General features: G+C 35.9%; 25 protein-coding genes. 21 read left to right on the top strand and 4 right to left on the bottom strand.

From position 1 onward, the window contains the following. Nucleotides 1-122: 122 nt before the first annotated feature. The 5 genes from SKM54_RS00005 to hisG all read left to right on the top strand — a co-directional run bounded on the left by SKM54_RS00005 (nucleotide 123) and on the right by hisG (nucleotide 4,433). The gene (locus SKM54_RS00005; protein WP_321093456.1) at nucleotides 123-1,580 is read left to right on the top strand and encodes an RNA polymerase factor sigma-54; all 1,458 of its coding nucleotides are present in this window, start codon (nucleotides 123-125) and stop codon (nucleotides 1,578-1,580) included. A gap of 172 nt (nucleotides 1,581-1,752) precedes the next feature. Beyond that, entirely contained in the window at nucleotides 1,753-2,085 is a 333-nt protein-coding gene (gene hpf / locus SKM54_RS00010) for a ribosome hibernation-promoting factor, HPF/YfiA family (RefSeq protein ID WP_248102162.1), read from the top strand. A gap of 137 nt (nucleotides 2,086-2,222) precedes the next feature. Continuing rightward, a complete protein-coding gene (gene ibaG, locus SKM54_RS00015; RefSeq protein ID WP_154772656.1) occupies nucleotides 2,223-2,474 on the top strand; it encodes a BolA family iron metabolism protein IbaG in 252 nt (83 codons plus the stop codon). A 7-nt stretch (nucleotides 2,475-2,481) separates the two neighbouring features. Next, nucleotides 2,482-3,738: a UDP-N-acetylglucosamine 1-carboxyvinyltransferase gene (gene murA, locus SKM54_RS00020; RefSeq protein WP_321093458.1), complete on the top strand. Its 1,257-nt coding sequence runs from the start codon at nucleotides 2,482-2,484 to the stop codon at nucleotides 3,736-3,738. Then, nucleotides 3,738-4,433: an ATP phosphoribosyltransferase gene (gene hisG, locus SKM54_RS00025; protein WP_154772658.1), complete on the top strand. Its 696-nt coding sequence runs from the start codon at nucleotides 3,738-3,740 to the stop codon at nucleotides 4,431-4,433. The genes murA and hisG overlap by 1 nt, the downstream gene beginning before the upstream one ends. Before the next feature lie 55 nt (nucleotides 4,434-4,488). On the opposite strand, the gene SKM54_RS00030 is transcribed toward hisG, so the two are convergent. Further along, nucleotides 4,489-5,118 (bottom strand): hypothetical protein, encoded by a 630-nt coding sequence (locus SKM54_RS00030; RefSeq protein ID WP_321088554.1) that lies wholly within the window; start codon nucleotides 5,116-5,118, stop codon nucleotides 4,489-4,491. A 170-nt stretch (nucleotides 5,119-5,288) separates the two neighbouring features. Here SKM54_RS00030 and hisD point away from each other — a divergent pair, with 170 nt between their 5' ends. Both hisD and hisC read left to right on the top strand, forming a co-directional pair. Continuing rightward, a complete protein-coding gene (hisD, locus tag SKM54_RS00035) occupies nucleotides 5,289-6,590 on the top strand; it encodes a histidinol dehydrogenase (protein WP_321093460.1) in 1,302 nt (433 codons plus the stop codon). A gap of 184 nt (nucleotides 6,591-6,774) precedes the next feature. Continuing rightward, nucleotides 6,775-7,863 (top strand): histidinol-phosphate transaminase, encoded by a 1,089-nt coding sequence (gene hisC / locus SKM54_RS00040; RefSeq protein WP_321093463.1) that lies wholly within the window; start codon nucleotides 6,775-6,777, stop codon nucleotides 7,861-7,863. Nucleotides 7,864-7,940: 77 nt separating this feature from the next. Here the strand turns inward: hisC and SKM54_RS00045 are convergent, their stop codons facing one another. Further along, a complete protein-coding gene (locus tag SKM54_RS00045) occupies nucleotides 7,941-9,239 on the bottom strand; it encodes an anthranilate synthase component I family protein (protein ID WP_321093465.1) in 1,299 nt (432 codons plus the stop codon). 157 nt (nucleotides 9,240-9,396) lie between these two features. Next, nucleotides 9,397-9,945, bottom strand: coding sequence for an NUDIX hydrolase (locus SKM54_RS00050; protein WP_321093716.1), 549 nt, complete (start codon nucleotides 9,943-9,945; stop codon nucleotides 9,397-9,399). 124 nt (nucleotides 9,946-10,069) lie between these two features. Between SKM54_RS00050 and SKM54_RS00055 the strand changes: the two genes are divergently transcribed. The 9 genes from SKM54_RS00055 (at nucleotide 10,070) to SKM54_RS00095 (ending at nucleotide 18,374) form a co-directional block, all read left to right on the top strand. Next, nucleotides 10,070-10,669 carry a CoA pyrophosphatase gene (locus SKM54_RS00055; protein WP_321092126.1) on the top strand — a complete coding sequence of 200 codons (600 nt, stop codon included), beginning with the start codon at nucleotides 10,070-10,072 and terminating at the stop codon, nucleotides 10,667-10,669. 25 nt (nucleotides 10,670-10,694) lie between these two features. Beyond that, nucleotides 10,695-11,225, top strand: coding sequence for a gamma carbonic anhydrase family protein (locus SKM54_RS00060; protein WP_154772663.1), 531 nt, complete (start codon nucleotides 10,695-10,697; stop codon nucleotides 11,223-11,225). 136 nt (nucleotides 11,226-11,361) lie between these two features. Further along, nucleotides 11,362-12,024, top strand: a complete 663-nt coding sequence (gene tsaB, locus SKM54_RS00065; RefSeq protein ID WP_154772664.1) for a tRNA (adenosine(37)-N6)-threonylcarbamoyltransferase complex dimerization subunit type 1 TsaB — start codon at nucleotides 11,362-11,364, stop codon at nucleotides 12,022-12,024. Between the two features lie 12 nt (nucleotides 12,025-12,036). Then, nucleotides 12,037-12,861 carry an undecaprenyl-diphosphate phosphatase gene (locus SKM54_RS00070; protein ID WP_321088550.1) on the top strand — a complete coding sequence of 275 codons (825 nt, stop codon included), beginning with the start codon at nucleotides 12,037-12,039 and terminating at the stop codon, nucleotides 12,859-12,861. Next, nucleotides 12,855-13,670, top strand: coding sequence for a class I SAM-dependent methyltransferase (locus SKM54_RS00075; protein ID WP_407060915.1), 816 nt, complete (start codon nucleotides 12,855-12,857; stop codon nucleotides 13,668-13,670). The genes SKM54_RS00070 and SKM54_RS00075 overlap by 7 nt, the downstream gene beginning before the upstream one ends. Nucleotides 13,671-13,795: 125 nt before the next feature. Then, the gene (locus SKM54_RS00080) at nucleotides 13,796-15,205 is read left to right on the top strand and encodes a C13 family peptidase (protein WP_321088549.1); all 1,410 of its coding nucleotides are present in this window, start codon (nucleotides 13,796-13,798) and stop codon (nucleotides 15,203-15,205) included. A gap of 17 nt (nucleotides 15,206-15,222) precedes the next feature. Further along, nucleotides 15,223-16,059, top strand: coding sequence for an S-formylglutathione hydrolase (fghA, locus tag SKM54_RS00085; protein ID WP_248102133.1), 837 nt, complete (start codon nucleotides 15,223-15,225; stop codon nucleotides 16,057-16,059). Nucleotides 16,060-16,205: 146 nt separating this feature from the next. After that, nucleotides 16,206-17,312 (top strand): YjgN family protein, encoded by a 1,107-nt coding sequence (locus tag SKM54_RS00090; protein WP_321093467.1) that lies wholly within the window; start codon nucleotides 16,206-16,208, stop codon nucleotides 17,310-17,312. A gap of 12 nt (nucleotides 17,313-17,324) precedes the next feature. Then, nucleotides 17,325-18,374, top strand: coding sequence for a M48 family metallopeptidase (locus SKM54_RS00095; RefSeq protein ID WP_154772670.1), 1,050 nt, complete (start codon nucleotides 17,325-17,327; stop codon nucleotides 18,372-18,374). Between the two features lie 73 nt (nucleotides 18,375-18,447). Here SKM54_RS00095 and SKM54_RS00100 read toward each other — a convergent pair whose 3' ends face one another. Further along, on the bottom strand, nucleotides 18,448-18,729 hold the full coding sequence (locus tag SKM54_RS00100) for a DUF2218 domain-containing protein (RefSeq protein ID WP_321092109.1): 282 nt from the start codon (nucleotides 18,727-18,729) through the stop codon (nucleotides 18,448-18,450). Between the two features lie 196 nt (nucleotides 18,730-18,925). Between SKM54_RS00100 and rpe the strand changes: the two genes are divergently transcribed. The 5 genes from rpe (at nucleotide 18,926) to SKM54_RS00125 (ending at nucleotide 23,637) form a co-directional block, all read left to right on the top strand. After that, complete coding sequence (gene rpe / locus SKM54_RS00105; protein WP_154772672.1) at nucleotides 18,926-19,612, top strand: ribulose-phosphate 3-epimerase; 687 nt, start codon at nucleotides 18,926-18,928, stop codon at nucleotides 19,610-19,612. Between the two features lie 396 nt (nucleotides 19,613-20,008). Continuing rightward, entirely contained in the window at nucleotides 20,009-20,452 is a 444-nt protein-coding gene (locus SKM54_RS00110; RefSeq protein WP_321092106.1) for a hypothetical protein, read from the top strand. 45 nt (nucleotides 20,453-20,497) lie between these two features. Next, nucleotides 20,498-22,270: a multicopper oxidase domain-containing protein gene (locus tag SKM54_RS00115; protein WP_321093471.1), complete on the top strand. Its 1,773-nt coding sequence runs from the start codon at nucleotides 20,498-20,500 to the stop codon at nucleotides 22,268-22,270. Continuing rightward, complete coding sequence (locus SKM54_RS00120; RefSeq protein ID WP_321093473.1) at nucleotides 22,257-23,087, top strand: copper resistance protein B; 831 nt, start codon at nucleotides 22,257-22,259, stop codon at nucleotides 23,085-23,087. The genes SKM54_RS00115 and SKM54_RS00120 overlap by 14 nt, the downstream gene beginning before the upstream one ends. 232 nt (nucleotides 23,088-23,319) lie before the next feature. After that, nucleotides 23,320-23,637, top strand: coding sequence for a DMT family transporter (locus tag SKM54_RS00125; RefSeq protein WP_154772676.1), 318 nt, complete (start codon nucleotides 23,320-23,322; stop codon nucleotides 23,635-23,637). The last annotated feature ends 112 nt before the right edge of the window (nucleotides 23,638-23,749 follow it).

Genomic DNA, 23,749 nt, shown 5'->3' on the forward strand with positions numbered 1-23,749 from the left:
AAAGAAGGGAAAATGGTTTATTATTCATCTAATTTGTATAAAAAATATTAAAAACATGATATAAAAATTTAAAGCGGCATAGATATTGCTTTAAGCGTATGTAATAAAAGAGAAAGGGTTTTATGAAGTTATCGGTTGGGATTAAAGTTGCAAACTCGTTGTCATTAACACCTCAATTGCAGCAAGCAATTCGATTACTTCAATTATCAAGTTTAGAGTTAGAACAAGAAATACAGTTACAGCTCGACAGTAATCCTTTATTAGAAAAAATTGAAGAACAAGAAAGTAATATTGAAAGTTTAGAGCATATAGAAGCCCAAGAAAGAGAAGATAAAGATTTAACCAACGAATTAAATGCAGATTTTTTACCAGATGATCTTCCTGTCGATACAGATTGGGATGATGTATACACACATCAGCCAACAAGTTTAGGTTCGATGGAATATGAAGAGCGCGAGGATAATCGTCAGGGATATTTGACTTTGCAAGAACATATGCAGGAGCAAGTAAATCTATTACATTTTTCTTTGGTGGATAAATTAATTGCGCATTGCATTATTGATTCGCTTGATGAAAAGGGTTTTTTAGATTGTGTAATTTCAGAGATTACAACGTCTGTTCAGCATCTTTTAGAATCGATGGATTATGATGATGAAGTTGAAGATGATGAAGTTCTTGCTGTTTTAAAATCAATTCAACGTTTAGATCCAATTGGTATTGGTTCTAGAAATTTAGCAGAATGCTTGTTACTACAATTAGAAAGCTTACCAACAAATACGCTTTATAAAAGTGAAGCGATTATGTTGCTTAATCATTATGAATTATTGATTTCAAATGAATTATCTAAACTTGTAAAACAAACAGGAATGAATACAGATCAATTAAAATCTGCTATTGCATTGTTAAAAAGCTTAAAAGCTTATCCTGGCGCAGATTTTGAAAATAAAGATTTAGATTATCAGGTTCCTGATGTTGTTGTATTAAAGAAGGATGATTGTTGGTTGGTACAATTAAATCCTGATATTCTTCCAAAACTAAGAGTAAATCCTTTTTATGCGGGAATGATTCGTAGAGCAGACCAGAGTGATGATAATCAATATTTAAGAAATCAGATGCTTGAAGCTAAGAACTTTATTAAAAGCGTAGATGAAAGACACAAAACTTTATTAAAAGTTGCGACTTGTATTGTTGAACATCAAAGAAGTTTTTTTGAAATTGGTGCTGAAGGAATGAAGCCTTTAGTTTTACGAGAAATTGCAGAAGAAGTTGAATTACATGAATCGACAATTTCACGCGTAACAACCAATAAATATATGCTGACACCGCGTGGTTTATTTGAATTGAAATATTTTTTTTCAAGTCATGTTGGAACGACATCGGGTGGAGAAGCATCTTCAATTGCGATTCGAGCAAAAATCAAAAAAATTATTTCAGAGGAAAATGTACGTAAGCCATTGTCTGATAATGTGATTGCGAATATGTTAAAAGAAGATGGTATTGATGTTGCTCGACGTACTGTTGCGAAATATAGAGAATCGTTACATATTCCCTCATCTTCTGAAAGAAAAGTCTTGATCTGAAATTTAAAATCTGATTATTCTAGAGGCTCATTATGACATCATGATGAACCTCTTTTTATTTAAGGAATTGTTAAAATGATTTAATTGTATTTGTGAGAACTTTTATTCTTTCGCTCAATTGAATCGTCTTAACTATGACTTTTCGACTCCTAAAAAGGTGAGGGATAGAACTATGCAAATTATAATTCGTGGTCATCATTTAACTATCACCCCAGCAATAGAAGAAGATATTCGTTGTAAATTCAATGATATGACAAAGCATCTAGATCAAGTTAATAGTATGCAAGTAAAGCTATCTAAAGATCATCAAGTGGATAAGCATTCAAAGGGCGGTAGTTTAAATCATATTGCAGAAGCAATTGTTCGTTTGCCAGGTATTGAGTTATTTGCTCAAGCAAGTGCCGATGATATGTATACATCTATCAAGAAAATGACGGAAAAATTAAAGCGTCAACTTGAAAAACATCGCAAAATGCAACTGACATATCAACCATTAATTGTATAGTTTAATGTTTAAACTAAAAGAGGTTTTAAATAACCTCTTTTTTTATTGGTATAATGCAACTGACAGATGAATTATTTTTTGTATTTATAGTAAAATGGCAGGTTTTTACACCGTCGGTCCTATAAGAGGTCTTTGTGATGAATAGTGAACAGCTCACTGAAATTTTAAAAGCGGCTTTTCCAGAGGCTGAAGTTGCTGTAAGTGGGCAGGGCGGAAAATTTGATCTTCGCGTTGTTGATGAACAATTTGAAGGTAAACGTCCCGTTGCACGTCAACAATCTGTTTATGCACCTTTAAATACATATATTGCCAGTGGTGAAGTACACGCAGTTACTATTCGCGCAATGACTAAAGAAGAATGGCGTAAAGCAAGCTTATTCGGAGCTTAATAAATTAATGGATAAATTTTTAATTCAGGGCGGTGTTAAGCTCGAAGGTGAAGTGCGTATTTCTGGTGCAAAAAATGCAGCATTACCACTTTTAGCAGCAATGATCCTTGCGGAGACGCCAACCACATTAACCAATGTACCTAATCTTAAAGATGTAAATACATTGGTTAAGTTAATTGCTGGTCTTGGTATCACCATGAAATATGAAGGTGATACGGTTACTGCAGATACATCTACATTAAACAATCAGTTTGCTCCATACGAACTTGTTAAAACAATGCGTGCATCTATTTTAGTGCTTGGTCCATTGTTGGCTCGTTATGGTAGTGCTCAGGTTTCATTACCGGGCGGTTGTGCAATTGGTTCTCGTCCTGTTGATCAACACTTAAAAGCATTAGAGGCTTTAGGCGCTGAAATTCAAGTCGAAAATGGTTATGTTCATGCCAAAGTTGACGGTCGCTTAAAAGGTGGCGAAGTTGTTTTTGATATGGTTACCGTTGGCGGTACTGAAAATATCTTAACGGCTGCTGTATTGGCTGAAGGTGTTACGACTATTCGTAATGCTGCGCGTGAACCTGAAATTACAGATCTTGCAAACATGCTTATTGCTATGGGTGCAAAAATTGAAGGTCTAGATACAGATACTTTAGTTGTTACAGGTGTTGAAAGCTTACATGGCTGTGAATATGCCGTGGTAGCTGACCGTATTGAAACAGGTTCATATCTAGCTGCTGCTGCTATTACAGGCGGTCGTGTTAAAACAACACATACAGATCCTAGCCTAATGGAAGCTGTGCTTGATAAGTTTGAAGAAATGGGTGCAGAAGTAACCCGTGGTGATGACTGGATTGAGCTAGATATGATGGGTAAACGTCCGAAAGCAGTAAGCTTCCGTACATTGCCACACCCAGAGTTCCCAACAGATATGCAAGCACAGATTATGGCGGTTAACGCGATTGGTCGTGGTTTTGCAACTGTGTCTGAAACGATTTTTGAAAACCGTTTTATGCATGTACCTGAATTGGCACGTATGGGTGCAAACATTCAGGTTGAAGGTAATGATGCTGTTGTAACTGGCGTAGAAAAACTTTCTGCTGCTCCTGTTATGGCAACTGACTTACGCGCTTCATTCTCTTTGGTATTGGCTGCTTTGGCTGCCGAAGGTGAAACGATCATTGATCGTATTTATCATATCGACCGTGGATATGAAAATATTGAAGCAAAATTACAAGGTATTGGTGCCCAAATTAAGCGAGTAGATTAATGAGCGATATGAGAAACGATGATCCTAATTTTGATGTAATGGGGAATTTTGATCATGGTTTAACTTTAGCATTAAGTAAAGGACGAATCTTAAAAGAGACTTTACCGTTGCTAGAAACAGCAGGGATTAACTTATTAGAAGATCCAGATAAATCGCGTAAGTTAATTTTTCCTACAACACATAAACATGTACGTATTTTAATTTTACGTGCATCTGACGTACCAACTTATGTTGAAAATGGTGCTGCTGATATTGGTGTTGCAGGTAAAGACGTACTCATGGAGCACGGTGCGCAAAATGTTTACGAGCCATTAGATCTTAAAATTGCTGTTTGTAAATTAATGACAGCAGGTAAGGTTGGAATGGAACGTCCGAAAGGTCGGTTAAAAATTGCCACTAAATATGTAAATTTAACACGTCAATATTATGCAAGCCTTGGCGAGCAAGTTGATGTGATTAAACTTTACGGTTCTATGGAGCTTGCTCCGCTAGTTGGTTTAGGCGATTACATTGTCGATGTTGTAGACACTGGTAATACGCTTCGTGCTAATGGTTTAGAACCACTTGAAGAAATTTGCAAAGTTTCTTCACGTTTAATTGTAAATAAAGCGAGCTTTAAACGTAAGCAAGCTTTGTTGAACCCGATTCTTGCGCAACTTGAAAAAGCTGTAGAAGAGCGTGAAGCGAAAAAATAAGTTTTAAACTTATTTGAAGAACCGCCTGAAAGGGCGGTTTTTTTATGAGTAAGCTTTATTTTACAATTATATAATTTCTAACTAATTGTTTATATGTTGCATTGTTTTGGAAAAAAGCAGGTTTATTAAAGTCTATCATTGCTAAAATATCTTGAATAGGCAGATTGTTTTGGAAATCGTTAACTATTCGGCAATGAAAGTCATGCATAAATTTTGAATAGTCATAGCGAAAACAATTAAGATTATCATCGTGACTTAGTTCATAGAGTATTAATGCCTTTGAGGATACATTTGTAATGTTGTCGCTGAGATCACGGATTCTTTTAGAAAGAGCTTCATCATAAATATCTTGAATTAGCACTTTTTTATTCTTATTTCTTAGCGTACCTGAAATATCTGTAAATAGCTTAATATCATTATTAATAGCTAATAATAATTTTTTAGCCTCATCGGCGAGAATTAATTTGTTGTGTTGTTGCTTCCAATTTAAGAAACCAATAATTGCCACAATTGGAGTGAGAACATAAGCAGTTGTTGTAATAATAGTATTGAAGCCATCTTTACTAAATGCACAACTTAAAGACTGCCCTTGGCATTCATACATATATTGAAAGAAACCACAAAAGGCTAATACAACCAAATAGACCAATAAATAATAGCCAATATATTTTTCAATTTCTTTCATCTTCGCCCCATACAAAAGATATTTATCAGTTATAAATTATTCATATGGAAGAATAATCATTTCATCAATAAAACCAAATGTTATTTTCAATAAAACTCAGCCTTCAAGCGTTGAATCATACCCACAAATTATACAAAACAAGGTAAACTAAATCTTTCCTAACTATCCGTGTGGGTAAATTGATGCGACGTTTATCGACTCAAGAGCCGAACTTCAAGCAAGTATTTAAAGACTTGTTAGCTTTTGAAACTGTGAGTGACCCTGAGCTTTTAAAAACTGTAGACCAAATTATTGCAGATGTACGCCAACATGGTGATGCACATGTACTTAAACTCACTCAACAATTCGATCGACATCCAGCACATCAATTTTCAGAATTAGAATTAACTCAAGAAGAGTTAAAAGCTGCATTCGATGGTTTAACAACAGAAACTCGTGAAGCTTTAGAACTTGCTGCAAACCGTGTGCGTGAATTTCACCAAGCACAAAAGCAAGATGGCTGGACTTATGTAGATGCTTTGGGCAATACATTGGGTCAAAAAGTGACACCACTTGACCGTGTTGGTATTTATGTACCTGGCGGTTTGGCATCATATCCATCTTCAGTGTTAATGAATGCAATTCCTGCGCATGTTGCAGGTGTCGCTGAAATTATTATGGTTGTACCAGCTCCAAGTGGTGAATTGAATCCGCTAGTATTGGCAGCAGCGCATTTAGCGGGCGTACACCGTGTATTTACAATTGGTGGTGCACAAGCTGTTGCAGCCTTGGCATATGGCACAGAAACCATTCCTGCTGTAGATAAAATTACAGGTCCGGGTAACCGTTTTGTAGCTGCGGCTAAACGTGCGGTATTCGGTCAAGTCGGTATTGACATGATTGCAGGTCCTTCTGAAATTTTAGTGTATGCAGAAGGCAAGAATAATGCTGAATGGCTTGCGATGGATTTATTATCACAAGCAGAGCATGACACTGTTGCACAAGCTGTTTTCATTACGCCTGATGAGCAATTATTAAATGACGTTGAACAGTGGATTGAAAAGCATTTAGAAGCTTTACCAAAAGCTGAAATTGCACGTACTTCAATTGTGAACCGTGGTGCATTGGTATTGGTTAAAGACCGTGCAGAAGGTGCAAAACTCATTAACCAAGTTGCACCTGAACATTTAATGTTATGTTTAGATGAAGCTGAAGAAATGTCTCAAGATATTCGCCATGCAGGTGCAATTTTCATGGGACGTTATACTCCTGAAGCGATTGGTGATTACTGTGCAGGTCCTAACCACGTACTACCAACATCAGGTACAGCACGCTTCTCATCTCCATTGGGTGTGTATGATTTCCAAAAGCGTTCAAGCTTAATCATGTGTTCTGAAAATGGCGTGAAAACCTTAGCGAAAACAGCAGATATTCTTGCACAGCAGGAAAATCTAGATGCACATGCACGTTCAGCTCGTTATCGTTATCAGTAACTAATTTTAAAACATCTCCCTAACCCTCTCCTAAAAAGAGAGGGAATTTGCATGATTGAATGAGAGATAAGCTGAAAATGATGCAAGGGGTTTAAATTCCTCTCCCTATGGGAGAGGCTAGGAGAGGGATTGTAACCTCACCCTAACCCTCTCCTAGAAAGAGAGGGAACTTTGAGATTTAAAAATGAATATTACAAATGAACAAATGCGTTTTTGGAGCCCTGAAGTACGTGAATTAGAACCGTATATTCCGGGTGAGCAACCTAAAATTCAAAACTTATTAAAGCTAAATACCAACGAAAATCCGTATCCACCATCGCCTAAAGTGGTTGAAGCTGTTCAAGCGGTTTTAGCAAATTCAGCGGATGCACTTCGTTTATATCCTGACCCTGATGCTTCTGCATTAAAACAAGCGATTGCTAAACAGCAGAATGTTGCTGTTGAAAATGTATTTGTGGGTAATGGTTCAGATGAAGTTCTAGCACATATTTTTAAAGCATTTTTTATTCAAGATTTGCCTGTGCTTTATGCCGATATTACTTATAGTTTTTACCCTGTATATAGCCAATTCTTTGGGGTTAAAACAAAAGTTTTACCATTGAATGATGCTTTTGAAATTGTGGTTGATGATTATAAGCAAGCAAATGGCGGTATTATTATCACCAATCCGAATGCGCCAACGAGTATTGCGTTAGGACTTTCGGCAATTGAGGAAGTGCTTCAAGCGAACCCAAATTCTGTAGTTGTGATTGATGAAGCTTATGTCGACTTTGGTGCAGAATCTGCGGTAAGTTTAGTTGAGAAATACGAAAACTTAGTAGTTTGCCAAACAACGTCTAAATCGCGTTCTTTAGCAGGTTTACGTGTTGGTTTTGCGATTGCTCAGCCACATTTAATTACTGCACTTGAAGCTGTAAAAAACAGTTTTAACTCGTATCCAATTGATCGTTTTGCCATTGCTGCTGCGGTTGCATCTTTTGAAGATCAAGCTTACTTTGAAGAGCAAAATGCTAAAGTGATTGCTAGCCGTGAAACTTTAGTTGCTCAATTAGAAGAGATTGGTTTTAAAGTTTTACCTTCTAGCGCAAACTTTATTTTTGCAACCTTAGAATCTAAAGATGCAGGTGAGTTAGCTGCTGAATTACGTGAGCGTGGCATTATTGTGCGTTACTTTAACAAGCCTCGTATTAATCAATATTTACGTATTACGATTGGTACAGATGAGCAAAATCAGCGTTTAGTAGATACGTTGAAGAATGAGATTTTAGGTTAATTAAATTCTCGCCTTGAGGAGCATTGCTTCGCAAGGGGGAGATTCAAAAAGCGACTCAAAAGAGTCGTTTTTTTTATTTATTTAGGTTTTTGCCAAGTATTAAGCAAATCTAAAAGTGCAGAAACTTTATCGAAGCATTCTTGATATTCAGCATCACAATCTGAAGCAATGGTGATACCACCACCAGCCCAAACAGAAAGTTCATTTTGGAATTTTTGAATTGAACGAATAAGTATGTTCCAAGAACCTGTACCATCTGAATTGAAGTACCCCATTGAACCGCAATAAGCACCGCGTGCACCTTGTTCAAGTTCATTAATAATTTGCATGGCACGAATTTTCGGTGCACCTGTAATTGAACCACCAGGAAGCGCAGACATCAAAACGTCAAACGGTTGCACATCTTCTTTTAAAGTCGCTTCAATTTCACTGACCATGTGGTGAACTTGATTGAAGCTTTCAATATTAAATAATTTTGGTGTTTTTACTGAGCCAACTTCTGCATAAACACTTAAATCATTTCGTAATAAATCAACAATCATGACATTTTCAGCCTGATCTTTTTTCGAATGTTTTAAGGTATTTTTTGATTGTTCGTCTAAAATTGGATCGTTATAACGTGGCATTGTGCCTTTGATTGGCTTGGTAATAATCTTTTTATTGGCTTCAAAATCAATAAATAATTCAGGTGAACAACTAAGTAATTCGAACTCATTGATACGCAAATAACCTGCATAAGGTGCGTTGGTGAGTGTCCAAAATGCATCGGCAGTTGAAAGCAATGTACCTTTTGCTTGTGCTGTAAATTCTTGCGTTAAATTAATTTGATAGCAATCGCCTGCAACAATGTAATCTTGCACTTTTTGAAATGCATTTGTGTATTGAGTTTTATTCCAACGGCTTTGGCACGGTGCTTGTAGCTCAAGTTTTTTTGCAGATACTTTATTTTGAATAAGCTGTTCAATTTCTTGAAAAGTATTGAAAACTTGAGTGTCAAAACTATTGAAATACCATGCATCATTTTCAAAGCTTAAATAATGCTGAAATTGACCCAAAAACAAACTTGGTTGAGGTTTTGTTTGTGCTTGAACTTGTTGATTTACTGCATAGTCATAGCTGACAAACCCCATTGTTAAACAAGGTTCTTGAGTATTTAAACTTGCATTAAAAAAATCATTTAATGATTTGAATTTTGTAGATGAAAAATGCGTTTGATTTTGTTGAATTAAAACGCTATGTTGCGCTGAAAAACCAATGATTGGTTGATGGTTATTATTTAGAAAAACAACATGATGAAAGATCTGCAAACATTCAAGAAGTTCCTGAGTAGAAAACGCTTGTTGAGATAAAACTTGTTTGAATGTTGGGGAGTTCATCATATACAGCAAAACACGTCATTGAATTTCACTGTTATTTTACATGAAACCAATATTTAGACACGATAAAAGCAATACAAATTAAGCATCCGCACAGCTAAATAAAATAAAAGCCCACTTATTAGATGAGCTTGAATATATAAATACAATGAGATGATTAACCTGTGTGGTCTAAACGCGAACCTAAGGTTTCTAAATGTGTTGGAAATTCATTGGTTTTACGATCTTCAAAATAATGGCGTAAAGTACGTTCTACACTTGGGAAAGCAAGTTCATTCCAAGGAATTTCATTTTCACTAAATAAGCGAGATTCAATGGTTTCTTCGCCTGCACCAAATTTTCCATCAATAATATTGGCTTTAAACAGCACGTAAATTTGACCAATACGTGGAATGTTATACATGCAATAAAGTTTTTCTATCTCAATTTCAGCTTCAGCTTCTTCACGAGTTTCACGCGCTGAACCTTGTTCCATAGTTTCAAATAGTTCCATATAGCCCGCAGGCAACGTCCATAAACCATAACGTGGTTCAATAGCACGACGGCACAATAAAACTTTGTTTTCCCACAGTGCAAGAGCACCACAAATTACTTTCGGATTCACATAATGAATACTTCCACATTGTGTACAAACACGACGAAGCTGATGATCACCTAAAGGGATTTTTTCAGTTGTTTTATGTCCACAATTGCCACAGAAATTCATAGTTATCGTCACGGGTAAAGATGCTTTCAGAATAACTGAATTTTAGGACTTTGGCATCATCTCTCTTTCATTGAGTAGAAATTCAGCTATGATGGAGTTAAGGCAAAAAAAGGATAAAAATTTTATGGACCATAGTTCATTGACACAATTATTACAGGAAAGATTGCGCTTTGAGGCGAAAGCCAAACAAGCTCAAGCGGCTGTATTAATTGCGATTACCAATGAGCAAGATCCTAAAGTTTTATTAACACGCCGTTCAATTTTAATGAATAGTCATGCAGGCGAAGTGTCTTTTCCAGGTGGAAAACGAGATCCTTCTGATACCAGTAATATTGTGGTCGCGCTAAGAGAGGCTCAAGAAGAAACAGCATTAAATCCGTTTGATGTTCAGCTTATTGGCGATTTGCCGATGCAAAAATCTAAAAATGGATTAACCGTAAAACCCATTGTTGGATTAATTCCACCACATATAGAACTTCAGCCACAGCCAACCGAAATTGACCGCATTTTTTTTGCATCTTTAAAAAGTTTAATGGATGCACCGACTATTCCGTATGAAGTGCAATATGCACAACAAAAACTATATTTTCCAAGTATGCAGGTGGAAGATGAAGTGGTGTGGGGATTAACAGCGCGAATGTTGGTTTCGTTATTTCAAAATGGTTTAGATTATAAAAAAGAATGGCCCTTACTTGTAAATTCACCACATTTGAATCTTAAATAAAACATCCAATTTTCAGGAAGAAAGCATGTTATATAAATTTCAAGGACATCAACCTAAGGCAACACATTTACCGTGGGATGGTTGGGTTGCAAATAATGCAACAGTTTTAGGGCAAGTTGAGTTAGGAAAAGAAGTTAGCGTATGGTTTGGTGCTGTCATTCGAGGGGATAACAGTAAAATCAAACTTGGTGATTTTACCAATGTTCAAGAAAACGCCGTGATTCATACCGATGCAGGTATTGAGGTGAATATTGGAAATTATGTGACCATAGGACATCAAGCAATGTTACATGGCTGTACCATTGGCGATAACAGCTTAATTGGTATTAATGCGGTTGTGCTGAACAATGCTGTAATTGGTAAAAATTGCATTATTGGTGCAAATGCATTAATTCCTGAAGGCAAAATTATTCCCGATAATTCTGTGGTGATGGGTTCACCCGGCAAAGTGGTCAAAACTTTAGATGAAACTGGTGAAGCAATGTTGAAAAGAAGCGCATTGCATTATGCAGAGCATTTTAAAAAGTTCATTCATTTAGAAGAAGTGAGTCTTTAAATCTATTAACTTTGTATTTTGGAAGCTATAAAATTTAAGCGAGTTTTAAGTTTCACTGATTAGAATGTCTCGCGAACAACGTATGAGTGGAGTATTATAGCCACCATATTTATCAGATTTATTCTTAAGGTCGTGCATGAAATTGCTGGCATTGGAAACTGCCAATGAGCAGTGTTCCGTTTCAATTGTAGATGAAGCTCAAGCGTTATTTTTTCAGTTAGATACAAGAGCAAAAGCCCAAACGCAAACCATCTTACCCATGATTGAGCAGGGTTTTGCACAAACTGGAATTCAAACATCCGACTTGACCGCAATTGCATTTAGTCGTGGACCAGGTTCGTTTAGCGGTGTTCGTATTAATGCTGCAGTAACACAAGCTTTGGCTTGGTCAAATGATATTCCTGTAATTCCTGTATCTACACTGCAAGCTTTAGCACAAAATGCGTATAGAGAAGCAGGTTTAACAGAAGTTACAGCCGTTCTTGATGCACGTATGAGTGAAGTTTATATTGCAAGTTTTAAGCTTGATGAAAACAACATTATGCAAGCTGTAGATGATGAGCAACTACTAAGTTATGAGAAAGCACAAAATGCTGTGAAATATCAACTTATAGGCTCGGGTGCAGGTTTGGTGAATGAAGAACAAATACAATACAAAGGCTTAAGTGCAACAGCAGAAGATATTGCTACTATTGCCCGAGAATTGGCGAAGCATGGAAAATGGTTAGATGCAGAACTTGCATTACCCGTATATTTACGTGATGACGCTTGGAAGAAAATCCCAGAACAGGGCAAATAATTAGGATTGTCTATGGATCTTTTACTGCTGCTCAAAGCGGCGATTATGGGTATTGTAGAAGGTATCACTGAATTTTTACCGATTTCGAGTACAGGGCACTTAATTTTAGCTGCTGAACTTATGAATTTTTGGACAAAAGAAAAAAGTGATGTATTCGTAATCGCTATTCAAATAGGTGCAATTGCAGCTGTAATTTATGAATATTGGGCACGCCTTTGGGGTGCAGCAACAGGCTTAATTACAGGTGAGGAAAAAGGTCGCCGTTTAGGTTTAGGACTTATTTTTTCATCTATTCCAATTATGTTGGTTGGGCTGACTTTTGGTCAAACAGTAAAAGCATTGTTGTTTAATGATGTTGCAGTCGCAATTGGTTTAATTGTGGGCGGTTTCATTATTATTTGGATTGAAAAAAATCCACCTATCGTTCGTGCAAAAGAAGTTGAAGATTTAACATTTAAAGATGCGATTTGGATTGGCTTAATTCAGGTTTTATCTTTAATTCCAGGAACTTCACGTTCAGGTGCAACCATTATTGGTGCAATGTTCTTAGGTGTATCTCGTAAAGCGGCAACTGAATTTTCCTTCTTTTTAGGAATACCAGTTATTATTGGGGCAGGCTTACTTGACCTTTACCAAAGCTATGACGTGTTCCAAACCAATCAAGACTGGATGGTTCTTGGGGTTGGTTTATTGGTGTCGTTTATTTCCGCGCTTGTACTTATTCGCGTATTGGTTGCGTATGTTGCTAAGCGAGATTTCATGGTTTTTGCGTGGTATCGCATTTTCTCAGGTTTATTGATTTTACTCTTTGTATTTACAGGCTGGAAATTATGGTAAGCGAAATTCGCTTATATACAGAACAAGAATTCCAAGAGAAAGCACAACAGTACGCTGTTGTGCTTTCTTCTCGTGGGGTACTGGTAAATATTGAGCTAGTTGAAAAACTAAATGCTCGTTTTTTACGTTTAAACCCCGAACTTGCTTTGTGTGTAGATGCCTGCGGATTATGGCTATGTGCCAATGGTATGAAAATGCAACCTGATTGGAAAGCCGAAGTTGGACGATTAAAAAGAGCATCTTTAAAGTCTGAAATGATTGCTCGCGCTTGTAATTTAGGTGAAAAACCTAAACTTATAGATGCAACAGCAGGACTTGGGCATGACAGTTTACTTATGGCGCAGTTAGGTGCAGAAGTCACACTTGTAGAGCGTCATCCTGTCTTATTTACTTTATTGGAAGATGCACATCGAATGGCAATGGATGATGCTTTTTTAAATAAAGCTGTGAGCAGAATTCAATTGGTGTTTTCAGATTCAGCAGATTATTTAGAGCAGCAAGCGAAACTGAACAAAGTTGTCGATGTTGTTTATTTAGATCCAATGTTTCCACAACGTGACCAAAATCAACAAGCGGAAAAGAAACAAGCGCAGGTGAAAAAGCAAATGCAGTTGTTGCATTTAATTTTGCCTGAAGATGGTGAAATGGATTTAGGTGATAATTTACTTGAATTGGCACAAAAAATAGCAAAACGAGTTGTGGTAAAACGCCCGAGACTTGCAGTATTTTTAGCAAATAAAGAGCCAAATCATCAGTGGCAAGGAGATGCCTGTCGTTTTGATGCTTACTTCCAACATGATCTTGTTTAGTATTTTGGTAATTACTTCAAAAAACTATAAAGATTTGAGATATAGTGAAAAAACGTCATTGATAAAAAAATTATCAGGCATAAACTTATTATTCAAATTGCGGTCTATAACAACACGTTGAACCTATGATTGATTTCAAACCCTCCATAAATTTTTGGCACGATTTTAAAAGCAATCAGACCGCAGGGTTATGGCTATTCTTAGGTTCTAGACGCTCATTACAAATTGTACATCCATCTATTTTTCAGCTCATTTTTTGGGGAATATTAGGTGGTGCTGCAAATACCTTATTCAGTTGGTTAAGTGCAGGTGAAATTGGCGATTTTAACCCGCAAGGTTTAGTTAGTTATGCACTTTGGCCCTTCATTGCACTTATTGTTGGTATCTTTTTATCTCAACGTGTAAATAACCCACGCTTAATGCTTGTTCCTGCCTTACTTTGGTTGGTTCTAGATACGCACATTGCGTTATTACAAAGCCTTATTCAATATTTAGGCATGATAGATGTATTGCCTTATACGCTTTACGACTATTTGCCTATTTTGTTTATGGTGCTATTTGTATGGCAAAGTTTGGCGGTGGTTTGGGTATTTGCACGTGAGCTTCAATGGCCGTGGTGGGAGCGCGCACTTATTATTGCAGCAACTTTATTTACTTTAGTTGTGTGGCAAATGTCTGTGAAAAGTCAGCCAATTTGGAAGGTTGAAGATGTTCCTCCATCGTTTAGTGAAGAATCTTTTTATACGCAAAATAGAATTTTAAATAAAGCACTTGAAGGCATTGAATTTGGTGAATTTGCACAATCGCATTGGTACTTTTTAGGCGTTGCAGGTGCAAGTTATCAAGATGTGTTTATGTCTGAAGTCGAGCGAATAAAAGAACAATTCGACACACGTTTTGGCACTTTTTCACGTTCTATGATTCTTGTGAATAATCCAATGACACGAAATGTCATTCCTATTGCAACAAGAACAAGTATGGAAATGGCGCTACGCCGTATGGGACAGCAGATGAACCGTGAAAGTGATGTGTTGTTTTTATATATGACATCACACGGTCTGCCAAATCAATTTGAAATGGAAAATGCGCCATTAGACTTGAAACAAGTCGATCCTAAATGGTTAAAAGACACTTTAGATAAGTCTGGAATCCGTTGGCGTGTTATTGTGATTTCAGCATGTTATTCAGGCAGTTTTGTCTCTGAATTACAAGATGAAAATACCTTGGTGATTACTGCATCTGCAGCGGATCGAGCATCATTCGGATGTTCAAATGAAGCAGATTATACTTATTTTGGTCGAGCTTTCTTTGATCAAGCAATGCGTGAACAACACTCTATGTTTGATGCATTTAATCAAGCAAAAGAGACGGTTGCTAAGTGGGAAAGCGCGCAAGGATTTGAGCCATCTGAACCACAATGGGCAATTGGTAAAAATATGGAATTGATGTTGCCACAATTAGAGCAACGCTTATTTCCACAGGTAAACGCTGTAAAAACGACACCAAATGTGGAAATGCCGTTAAATATTCATTAATTAAAAAGGGGAATCGAATGGAATTAATCCAAAGTAATAGATGTTTTAATGGCGAACAGCGCATTTATAAGATTAATTCTAAAAGCTTAAAAGGCGAAAGCAAATTCGGTATTTATCTTCCTAAAAAAGCCTTGAATGGTGAAGCTTGTCCTGCATTATTTTTTTTAGCAGGTTTAACCTGTACAGAAGAAACTTTTGCAATTAAAGCACATGCACAGCAATTGGCTGCTCAACTCAATCTTATTTTAATTACACCAGATACGTCACCGCGCGGTGAAAATGTAGAACAGGGTGATCATTGGGATATTGGGCAAGGTGCAGGTTTTTATATTAATGCGATGCAAGCACCTTGGAGTGAGCATTTCCAAATGGAAACGTTTGTTGCAGATGAACTTTATAGCTTGGTGAACCAAGAATTTTTAATTGAGCAAAATAGAATAGGAATCTTTGGTCACTCAATGGGTGGTCATGGTGCTTTAACACTTGCGTTGAAATATCCTGAAAAATTTAAATCTGTTTCTGCATTTGCACCAATTTGTGCGCCAAGCCAATGTCCTTGGGGTGAAAAAGCATTTTCAAATTATTTAGGTGAAAATAAAACAGAATGGTTAAAGCACGATGCAACAGCATTGGTTGAGGAAAAAGGTGCTTTATTTACAGATATTTTAATTGATCAAGGCTTAAAAGATCAGTTTTATTCTCAGCTAAATCCTGCATTATTTGAACAATCATGTAAACGCGCAGGGCAAAAACTCACATTGCGTGAACATGAAGGCTATGATCATGGCTACTACTTCATTCAAAGTTTTATTGAAGATCATTTGAAATTTCATCACGCCCAATTACACGCTTAAATATAGATTGCTCAATCTCTTATTTGTAAGTTTTTTATGATTCATAGATAATGCGTTTGATCTTAATAGGGTTGAACGCATTTTTTTTGATCTATATAAAATAGATTATTTTTCTGATAACAAAATTAAAAACAACTGGATTTTTCATGCAAACACCAGAAAGTAATATAGTCAATGAACCATTTATAGAGCCACCATTTCCACCGCAATTGCCACCTGAACAAAATGAAGTGACGCGTTGGAGAAAGAAACAATCTTTCTATTTTCATGGGAAAGCATCTGAATATTTTGGTATTTGGATTGTCAATATTCTTTTAACCATCGTTACTTTAGGCTTATATGCACCTTGGGCAAAAGTACGTCGTTTACGCTATTTTTATGGAAATACAGAGTTTTTTAAACGCCGTTTCGACTTTACAGGTATTCCACGTAAAATCTTGATTGGTCGTTTAATTGCTTTGGCGCTTTATATTGCTTTTACAGTCGTTTCAAATTATTCATGGAAAGCGACTTTAATTGGTTTTTTGGTTATTTATTTTGTGATGCCGTGGTTAATTCGCTCAACGCTACGCTTTAAAGCAAGAAATAGTAAATTTGGTAATAACCGCTTTTATTTTTCAGGAACTAATAAAGAAATTTATTTGGTTTTTTTCAAAGCAGTTCTACTGACTATTTTTACATTAGGATTATTTTATCCAGTCGCAGTTTGGTTATTCAAAAAGTATTCTTTAGATAATTTATACGTTGGACAATTAAGATTTAAATTACGTGCAGAATGGTCTGCATTTATGGGTGCATTTTATTATCCATTTTTAGCCTTTATTGCGCTTATTGCTATTTCAGGCGTTGTACTGTGGATGTTCTCTGGTTCATTGTTAAATCTTGGTGCACAAACGATAGGATATATTTTTGTCGGAATTTATCTCACTGGCTTATTGTTTATTTGGCCTTTAATTTCTGCACGAACTTTTATTGCAACTTGGAACAGTACAACAGTAAGCCGAAGTGAATTTCAAACTACTTGTAATCAGTGGCGATATGCTTGGATTATTGTAAGTAACTGGTTCATGAAAATTATCACTATTGGTTTTATGACACCTTGGGCAGCAATTCGATTATATAGATACCAAGTTGAATCACTCAGCTTGCATTTGAAAAATGATCCAGACTCAATGATTAACCGTATTCAAGAAGATCATAGCGCCATTGCTGAAGAAATTAGTGATGTGTTTGATTTTGATGTTTCACTATAACGGAAGCCAAATATGACAACATCAAACGTAGAAGTCGTATTTTATGATGGTTTCAGCTCGAAGCCACAGCATGCGCAAATTCATGCAGTAGATGAACAAACAGTTTTAGTTCGTTATGGTGAGCAGCTTGAATTGGAGCGCCGTTATTCATATGAAGATATGACGCTCATTGGTGCTCTTGGAAAAATTCATCCTGTTATTGAATTAAAAGATGATGCCCGATTAGAGTTTCAAGATGTTTTACCTGAGTGGTTTCAGCTGAATACTAAAAAGACATATCACTCTATTTGGAAACTTGAAAAATCGCCAAGCTTGATTTTATTTAGTGCGATATTTGTGGCTGCGCTTATTTTTGCAACCGTGAAATGGGGCGTACCAACGGCAGCATATTATGTTGCGAAAAATTTACCAGCAGATACGCTCAAGAGCATTGGTGATGAAGCTGAAGAATATGTGGTATCTGTGACAGGTGAAACGACTTTATCGGATGCGCGTCAAAAGCAAATTCTTGCTAAATATAACCGTATTATTGCAGAAGATAAGCCTGCAAAAGTGATATTTAGAGCAGGGAAAAGTATAGGTGCAAATGCTTTAGCTATTCCAAATAACACCATTATTTTGACTGATGAATTGGTTGAGCTTGCAAAAAATGATGATGAAATTATAGGTGTACTTGCGCATGAACAAGGACATTTAGTTGAACGTCATAGTTTGCAACAAACCTTATCAAGTTTAGGTTTTAGTGTAATTTTAATTGCGATTACAGGAGATGCATCAGATTTAGTGACCACAGTTCCTGTTGCATTAATTGGTGCTAAATATTCACGTGATTTTGAGTCTGAAGCAGATCGCTATGCTTTAAATACGATGCATCAACATAAAATTCCAACTGTTCATTTTGCTAATTTTTTACAACGCTTAGAAGACGACAGTACAGATGAAACATCTAAGAATGAAAAGGATGCAGATGAGTCTTCAGTATTCGACTTTTTGCAGAGCCATCCTGCAACGAAAGCACGTATTGATGCTGTGAAAGAATTTGATGCTCAAAAGCAGAAATAAATTGCAGTAAAAGCGATTAAAAAAAGGGAAGCATTAGCTTCCCTTTTTATGGTTTATATATTCAATTTAACGTTTAGCTGCGTGACCATTCAGCATTTAATTCTTCTTGTCCCATTCGAACTAAATGATCAATTACAACTTGTTCTAGTTTAACTTGGTCAACATCATCTGTTTTAAAGTCAATTTCTATATGAAGATGGTTTTCTTTTGGAGTAAGTGAAACTGTGGCAGAAGGCATGAAAATTTCGTAATGATCTTCTGTATTGGCAACATCAAATTTATGTTTCCAATGATTGAGTAAACGTTTGGCAATTTTTGCAGCTTGTTGTGTTTGAATATTTGAAATACTTTTCATCTTAAATTTTCTTTGTCATTCATATATAGGGCTATATTAGGAAAAATTATAAATAAGAACAATTCTCGTTTTGAAACATTATGTAATAGAAATAGAACAGCTTATGGAATGCTCATAATAAAAATCAAAGGCACGAAGTAATTCACAATTTGCTATAATCTAAGGATCAATCCAAATACCAGCAAGGTTCCCTTACATGTCCAAGCCATATTTAATTGCGCCATCAATCTTATCGGCAGATTTTGCACGTTTAGGCGAAGAAGTTGAAAACGTTATTGCTGCAGGTGCAGATGTCGTTCATTTTGATGTTATGGATAATCACTATGTACCAAATTTAACTTTTGGTGCAGGCGTATGTAAGGCACTAAAAAACTACGGAATTAAAGCACCTATTGATGTGCATTTAATGGTTTCACCTGTAGATCGTATGATTGGTGATTTCTTAGATGCTGGTGCAGATATTATTACTTTCCATCCTGAAGCATCAGATCATATTGATCGTTCTTTACAACTTATTAAAGCAGGCGGTGCGAAAGCTGGTTTAGTATTTAACCCTGCAACACCATTACATTATTTAGACTATGTTATTGATAAAGTTGACCAAATTTTATTGATGAGCGTGAACCCTGGTTTTGGTGGTCAGAAATTCATTCCAATGACTTTAGAAAAATTACGTGAAGCACGAAAAATTATTGATGCTTCAGGTCGTGATATTCGCTTAGAAGTTGATGGTGGTGTTACTCCTGCAAATATTCGTGAAATTGCAGAGGCAGGTGCAGATATGTTTGTTGCAGGTTCAGCTATTTTTGGTAAGCCTGATTATCAAGCTGTGATTAACGAAATGCGTTCAGAACTTGCAAAAGTAGGCTCAGTTCAAGCATAAGACTATTTTGAATAAGTTATCTACAATCTGTGGATAAATTTGTTTATAACTATATGGATATCTGTGTTTATAACTATATGGATAACTCGATTAATTTATAAACATATGTGCATCAATAGTTTGAGAATTATACAAAATATGTCTAAAAAGGATTCAATTGAATCCTTTTTTTTATTTTAAAAGCCTGTGGTGGTCTGTTTTTTTATTGAGCTTTAGCTTAATAATTGACTGGTGAATAAATAGCTTTATTGTTTTAATCCCAGTTTTTCACTTTGTTGCTGTATTGTTAATTATAAATTTAAAAATTGTGTAAAAAACAACACTCCGCTATTCTCAAGCACGAATGAGGAACAACATTCAGCCAATAGACCTGAGCTATTTTATAAGGCTATACCTATGCAGTTCATGAAAAGTAAAAGCATTACATTTGTTTTACTTGTAACGTTTGTTATGAGTTGGACAGGTATTGCCTTTGCTTTCGTGCCTGCATCTTCAAATGCTCATTCTGTATCAATGCAAACCCATCATAAGTTTGATTCTGATCATTGTGAAAAGTTAGTTGATATGAAAACAAATCATGTAAATCAACATGATACTAATCTTTCTCCATCACATTGTGAACAAGTTGAAAAGCATCATGTAAATCATCAAAACTCACATGCGCCGTGCCAAGATTGTTCAACACTTCAATGTCATAACTCTGTATCTAGCTTCAATTTATTAGAAACACATTCATTTAATTTTTCGGCATTTAATTCGAATGACGTATTAAATACGGTTTATGGAATATTCCATTCTTCCGACTTTAAACAAGATATTCTGCGCCCTCCACAAGCTTAATCCTGATTTTTAGAAATTTCATTTTTCAAAACTCAAGGATAAGTCATGTCTTTAAAATTACATCAGCACCTCGTTATTGTGGTCGGTTTATTAGCATCCTCTTTTGCTTTTTCAGCAGTGAAGGAATATCACCTTAATATTGATGAACAAACGGTAAATATCACAGGAAAAGCAGTTAAGCGTATTACTGTGAATGGTCAATTTCCTGCACCTAATTTAGAGTTTAAAGAGGGTGATGATGCTGTTATTCATGTACATAATCATCTAAAAAAGCAAGATACTTCCGTGCATTGGCATGGGTTATTGTTGCCAGGTTTAATGGATGGTGTACCAGGTTTCAATCAATTTAAAGCAATAAAACCGAATAAAAATTTTACCTATAAATTTAAGGTTCGCCAAAACGGAACATATTGGTATCACGCACATTCTAAAGGGCAAGAGCAAGATGGCTTATATGGCGCTTTAGTCATTTATCCTAAAAATAAAAAGCTATTGGTAGCGCATGAAAAAGCAGATCGTGATTATGTGATTATGCTGTCCGATTTTCATGAATCTTCAAGTGCGCAAATTATGGCAAACTTGAAAAAATCTTCTGAGTTTTATCAAAATAAACGTGAAACATTAAAAGATGTTTTCGCTCAAATTAAAAAAAGTGGCTTAAAAAACACATGGAATGATCGCGCCATGTGGAATCAAATGCGTATGTTAAAAACAGATATGTCTGATGTTACAGGCTATACCTTTTTAGTGAATGGCAAAATGCCCGAACAAAATTGGACAGGAATGTTCAAGCCAAATGAAAAAGTACGCTTAAGAATTATTAATGCTTCGGCAATGTCATTTTTTGATGTGCGTATTCCAAACTTAAAAATGACAGTTGTAAGTGCAGATGGACAAGCTGTTCAGCCTGTAAATGTGGATGAATTTCGTATAGGTGCTGCTGAAACTTACGATGTCATTGTTCAGCCAAAACAAGATCATTATCAATTTCAAGCAGAGTCAATTGATCGAACAGGTTTTGCCTTGGCATCGCTTCAAAATGAGCAAGTTCCATCATCTCATTCAGTCCAAATTCCTCAATCTAGACCGCGTGCATTATTAACAATGGAAGATATGGGGCATGGTTCAATGCAGGAAATGAGCCATGATACTTCAGATATGAAAATGTCGATGCAAGATGATCAAATGGATCATTCAAAAATGAAGCATGAACAATTAGAAGATCAACATGAACAGGAAAATGAAAATATAAAAACTGTGCAAGGTTGGGCAAATGCATCTACACCTGTGGGTAACAAAGCACTGCAATATGCAGATTTAAAATCATTAAAACCACAACTAGATACACGTGAAGCAACACGTGAATTAGAGATTCATTTAGGCGGAACAATGGAGCGCTATATTTGGACAATTAACGGTAAAAAGTTCAATGAAGCAGAGCCATTAAATGTGAAATATGGTGAGCGTATCCGCTTGAAATTTGTCAATGATAGCATGATGGCACATCCAATGCATTTACACGGCATGTTTATGCAGTTGGAAAATGGACAGGCGTTATCTGACTTACCGAATAAGCATACGATTGTCGTTCCGCCAGGTAAAACGATGACGGCATTATTAACAGCTAATGAATTGGGCGAATGGGCAATTCATTGTCATCTGCTGTATCACATGAGTGCAGGCATGATGAGTAAATTAATTGTAGCGAATGTAGATGAAGATGCTAAGAACAAGGGGCTTGAGCCTAAAACAATAAAAAGTTCAACAAGTCTTCATCAGAGTACAACAACAGAGGGAGGTCAACATGAACATCATTAATGTGAATAAGCATGTTTTAGGCATATCGGTTTTACTGGCAAGTGGGCAGATTTTTGCTCAGGTAGACAATGAAATGCTGACTCAACAACATGATCATTCATTCATGCAACCTATGGTAAAACATGAACCTCCTTCACATGAAATATCTTCATCAGAACATATGAATGAACATGGTGGAGAAATTTATCAATCAAGTGAATTTACAAGCAAATGGTTGAATGATGATGCGGGACAAGGTGTTTGGCAAACACAATTGGAAAGTCGTATTGGAACAGATGAAAACAAACTTTTTGTGCAGTTAAATGCAGAGAAAACTGAGTCTGAAAATACCAATTACGATACTAAATTTATGTATAGCCGTGCGATGGCAGATTTTTGGGATATTCAAGCAGGTATTCGATATATCCGTGATGCTGAAAAAGTGGAGGAAAAAAATCAAACGTATGCTGCATTTGGTTTGAATGGTCTTGCGCCATACTTTTTTGATACTGATATTTATATGTATATCGGAAAAGATCAGCAAGTGTTTGCAAGCTTAGAAACAGATCGTGATTTTTTAATTACGCAAAAACTGGTTCTAAAGCCATATTTAGATGCTGAGGTTGTAATAAGTGATGAATCTAAATATGCGAAATCCAATGGTTTAACAAGTTTAAGCTTGGGTTTAGAAACGCGTTATGAAATCACCAAAAACATCATGCCATATATTGATGTTTCATACGGTTATGAAAAAGGTGATAAACAGACCAACTGGCAAGATGAATCATCTTCTGAAAAGAAATGGTTATATGGCGCTGGTATTCAGTTTAACTTTTAATAACTCGAACCATGTTATTGAAATCAATAGCATGGTTCATTTTTTTATATACAGCTTAGTGTTTTTAAATAGTCAAAAAATGTAAAAGAAAGATCAATAAAAAGAAGGAATAATTTATACTTAGCGTATTCAAAGGGACGACCCCTTATTCGGAAAATCATTACAGCATTTTCTAATAAGTATTAAAAAGTCAGGACGACCTGACATCTACATAATTTGTGGAGACAGGCACATGGCTTGGATTACTTTACTATTAGCAGGACTTTTTGAAATTGTTTGGGCTTATTCTATGAAGCTTTCAGATGGTTTTACTAAAGTTACACCAACGGTTGTTACAATTGGATTTATGATTTTAAGCTTCGGTTTACTTTCATACGCAATGCGGACTTTACCTTTAGGTACGGCTTATACAATTTGGACAGGAATTGGTGCTATTGGTTCGTTTCTTGTTGGTATTTTTATTTTAGGTGAACCTGCAACAGCAATGCGTATGCTTGCAGCAGTGCTTATTATTTCTGGTCTTGTATTGATGAAACTTTCCTCTTCATAAGTTTAGAAATAAGCAAAAAAAATCGTCAGTTTTTACTGGCGATTTTTTATTTGAAGATGATTTAAATTTATGCGGAATTCATACAATTCAGAATTTATTATTTTGTATTATG

The sequence above is a fragment of the Acinetobacter faecalis genome, from assembly GCF_034187745.1.
Lineage (GTDB): Bacteria > Pseudomonadota > Gammaproteobacteria > Pseudomonadales > Moraxellaceae > Acinetobacter > Acinetobacter faecalis.

What these genes read in the sequence shown, in the direction of transcription:
- SKM54_RS00005 (WP_321093456.1), top strand. Translation starts at nt 123, where the DNA reads ATGAAGTTATCGGTTGGGATTAAAGTTGCAAACTCGTTGTCATTAACA.
- SKM54_RS00030 (WP_321088554.1), bottom strand. Translation starts at nt 5,118, where the DNA reads ATGAAAGAAATTGAAAAATATATTGGCTATTATTTATTGGTCTATTTG.
- SKM54_RS00050 (WP_321093716.1), bottom strand. Translation starts at nt 9,945, where the DNA reads ATGAATTTCTGTGGCAATTGTGGACATAAAACAACTGAAAAAATCCCT.
- SKM54_RS00055 (WP_321092126.1), top strand. Translation starts at nt 10,070, where the DNA reads ATGGACCATAGTTCATTGACACAATTATTACAGGAAAGATTGCGCTTT.
- SKM54_RS00125 (WP_154772676.1), top strand. Translation starts at nt 23,320, where the DNA reads ATGGCTTGGATTACTTTACTATTAGCAGGACTTTTTGAAATTGTTTGG.
- SKM54_RS00115 (WP_321093471.1), top strand. Translation starts at nt 20,498, where the DNA reads ATGTCTTTAAAATTACATCAGCACCTCGTTATTGTGGTCGGTTTATTA.
- SKM54_RS00045 (WP_321093465.1), bottom strand. Translation starts at nt 9,239, where the DNA reads ATGAACTCCCCAACATTCAAACAAGTTTTATCTCAACAAGCGTTTTCT.
- SKM54_RS00120 (WP_321093473.1), top strand. Translation starts at nt 22,257, where the DNA reads ATGAACATCATTAATGTGAATAAGCATGTTTTAGGCATATCGGTTTTA.
- rpe (WP_154772672.1), top strand. Translation starts at nt 18,926, where the DNA reads ATGTCCAAGCCATATTTAATTGCGCCATCAATCTTATCGGCAGATTTT.
- hisC (WP_321093463.1), top strand. Translation starts at nt 6,775, where the DNA reads ATGAATATTACAAATGAACAAATGCGTTTTTGGAGCCCTGAAGTACGT.
- fghA (WP_248102133.1), top strand. Translation starts at nt 15,223, where the DNA reads ATGGAATTAATCCAAAGTAATAGATGTTTTAATGGCGAACAGCGCATT.
- SKM54_RS00075 (WP_407060915.1), top strand. Translation starts at nt 12,855, where the DNA reads ATGGTAAGCGAAATTCGCTTATATACAGAACAAGAATTCCAAGAGAAA.
- tsaB (WP_154772664.1), top strand. Translation starts at nt 11,362, where the DNA reads ATGAAATTGCTGGCATTGGAAACTGCCAATGAGCAGTGTTCCGTTTCA.
- SKM54_RS00070 (WP_321088550.1), top strand. Translation starts at nt 12,037, where the DNA reads ATGGATCTTTTACTGCTGCTCAAAGCGGCGATTATGGGTATTGTAGAA.
- hpf (WP_248102162.1), top strand. Translation starts at nt 1,753, where the DNA reads ATGCAAATTATAATTCGTGGTCATCATTTAACTATCACCCCAGCAATA.
- SKM54_RS00090 (WP_321093467.1), top strand. Translation starts at nt 16,206, where the DNA reads ATGCAAACACCAGAAAGTAATATAGTCAATGAACCATTTATAGAGCCA.
- SKM54_RS00110 (WP_321092106.1), top strand. Translation starts at nt 20,009, where the DNA reads ATGCAGTTCATGAAAAGTAAAAGCATTACATTTGTTTTACTTGTAACG.
- SKM54_RS00060 (WP_154772663.1), top strand. Translation starts at nt 10,695, where the DNA reads ATGTTATATAAATTTCAAGGACATCAACCTAAGGCAACACATTTACCG.
- SKM54_RS00095 (WP_154772670.1), top strand. Translation starts at nt 17,325, where the DNA reads ATGACAACATCAAACGTAGAAGTCGTATTTTATGATGGTTTCAGCTCG.
- ibaG (WP_154772656.1), top strand. Translation starts at nt 2,223, where the DNA reads ATGAATAGTGAACAGCTCACTGAAATTTTAAAAGCGGCTTTTCCAGAG.
- SKM54_RS00080 (WP_321088549.1), top strand. Translation starts at nt 13,796, where the DNA reads ATGATTGATTTCAAACCCTCCATAAATTTTTGGCACGATTTTAAAAGC.
- SKM54_RS00100 (WP_321092109.1), bottom strand. Translation starts at nt 18,729, where the DNA reads ATGAAAAGTATTTCAAATATTCAAACACAACAAGCTGCAAAAATTGCC.
- hisG (WP_154772658.1), top strand. Translation starts at nt 3,738, where the DNA reads ATGAGCGATATGAGAAACGATGATCCTAATTTTGATGTAATGGGGAAT.
- murA (WP_321093458.1), top strand. Translation starts at nt 2,482, where the DNA reads ATGGATAAATTTTTAATTCAGGGCGGTGTTAAGCTCGAAGGTGAAGTG.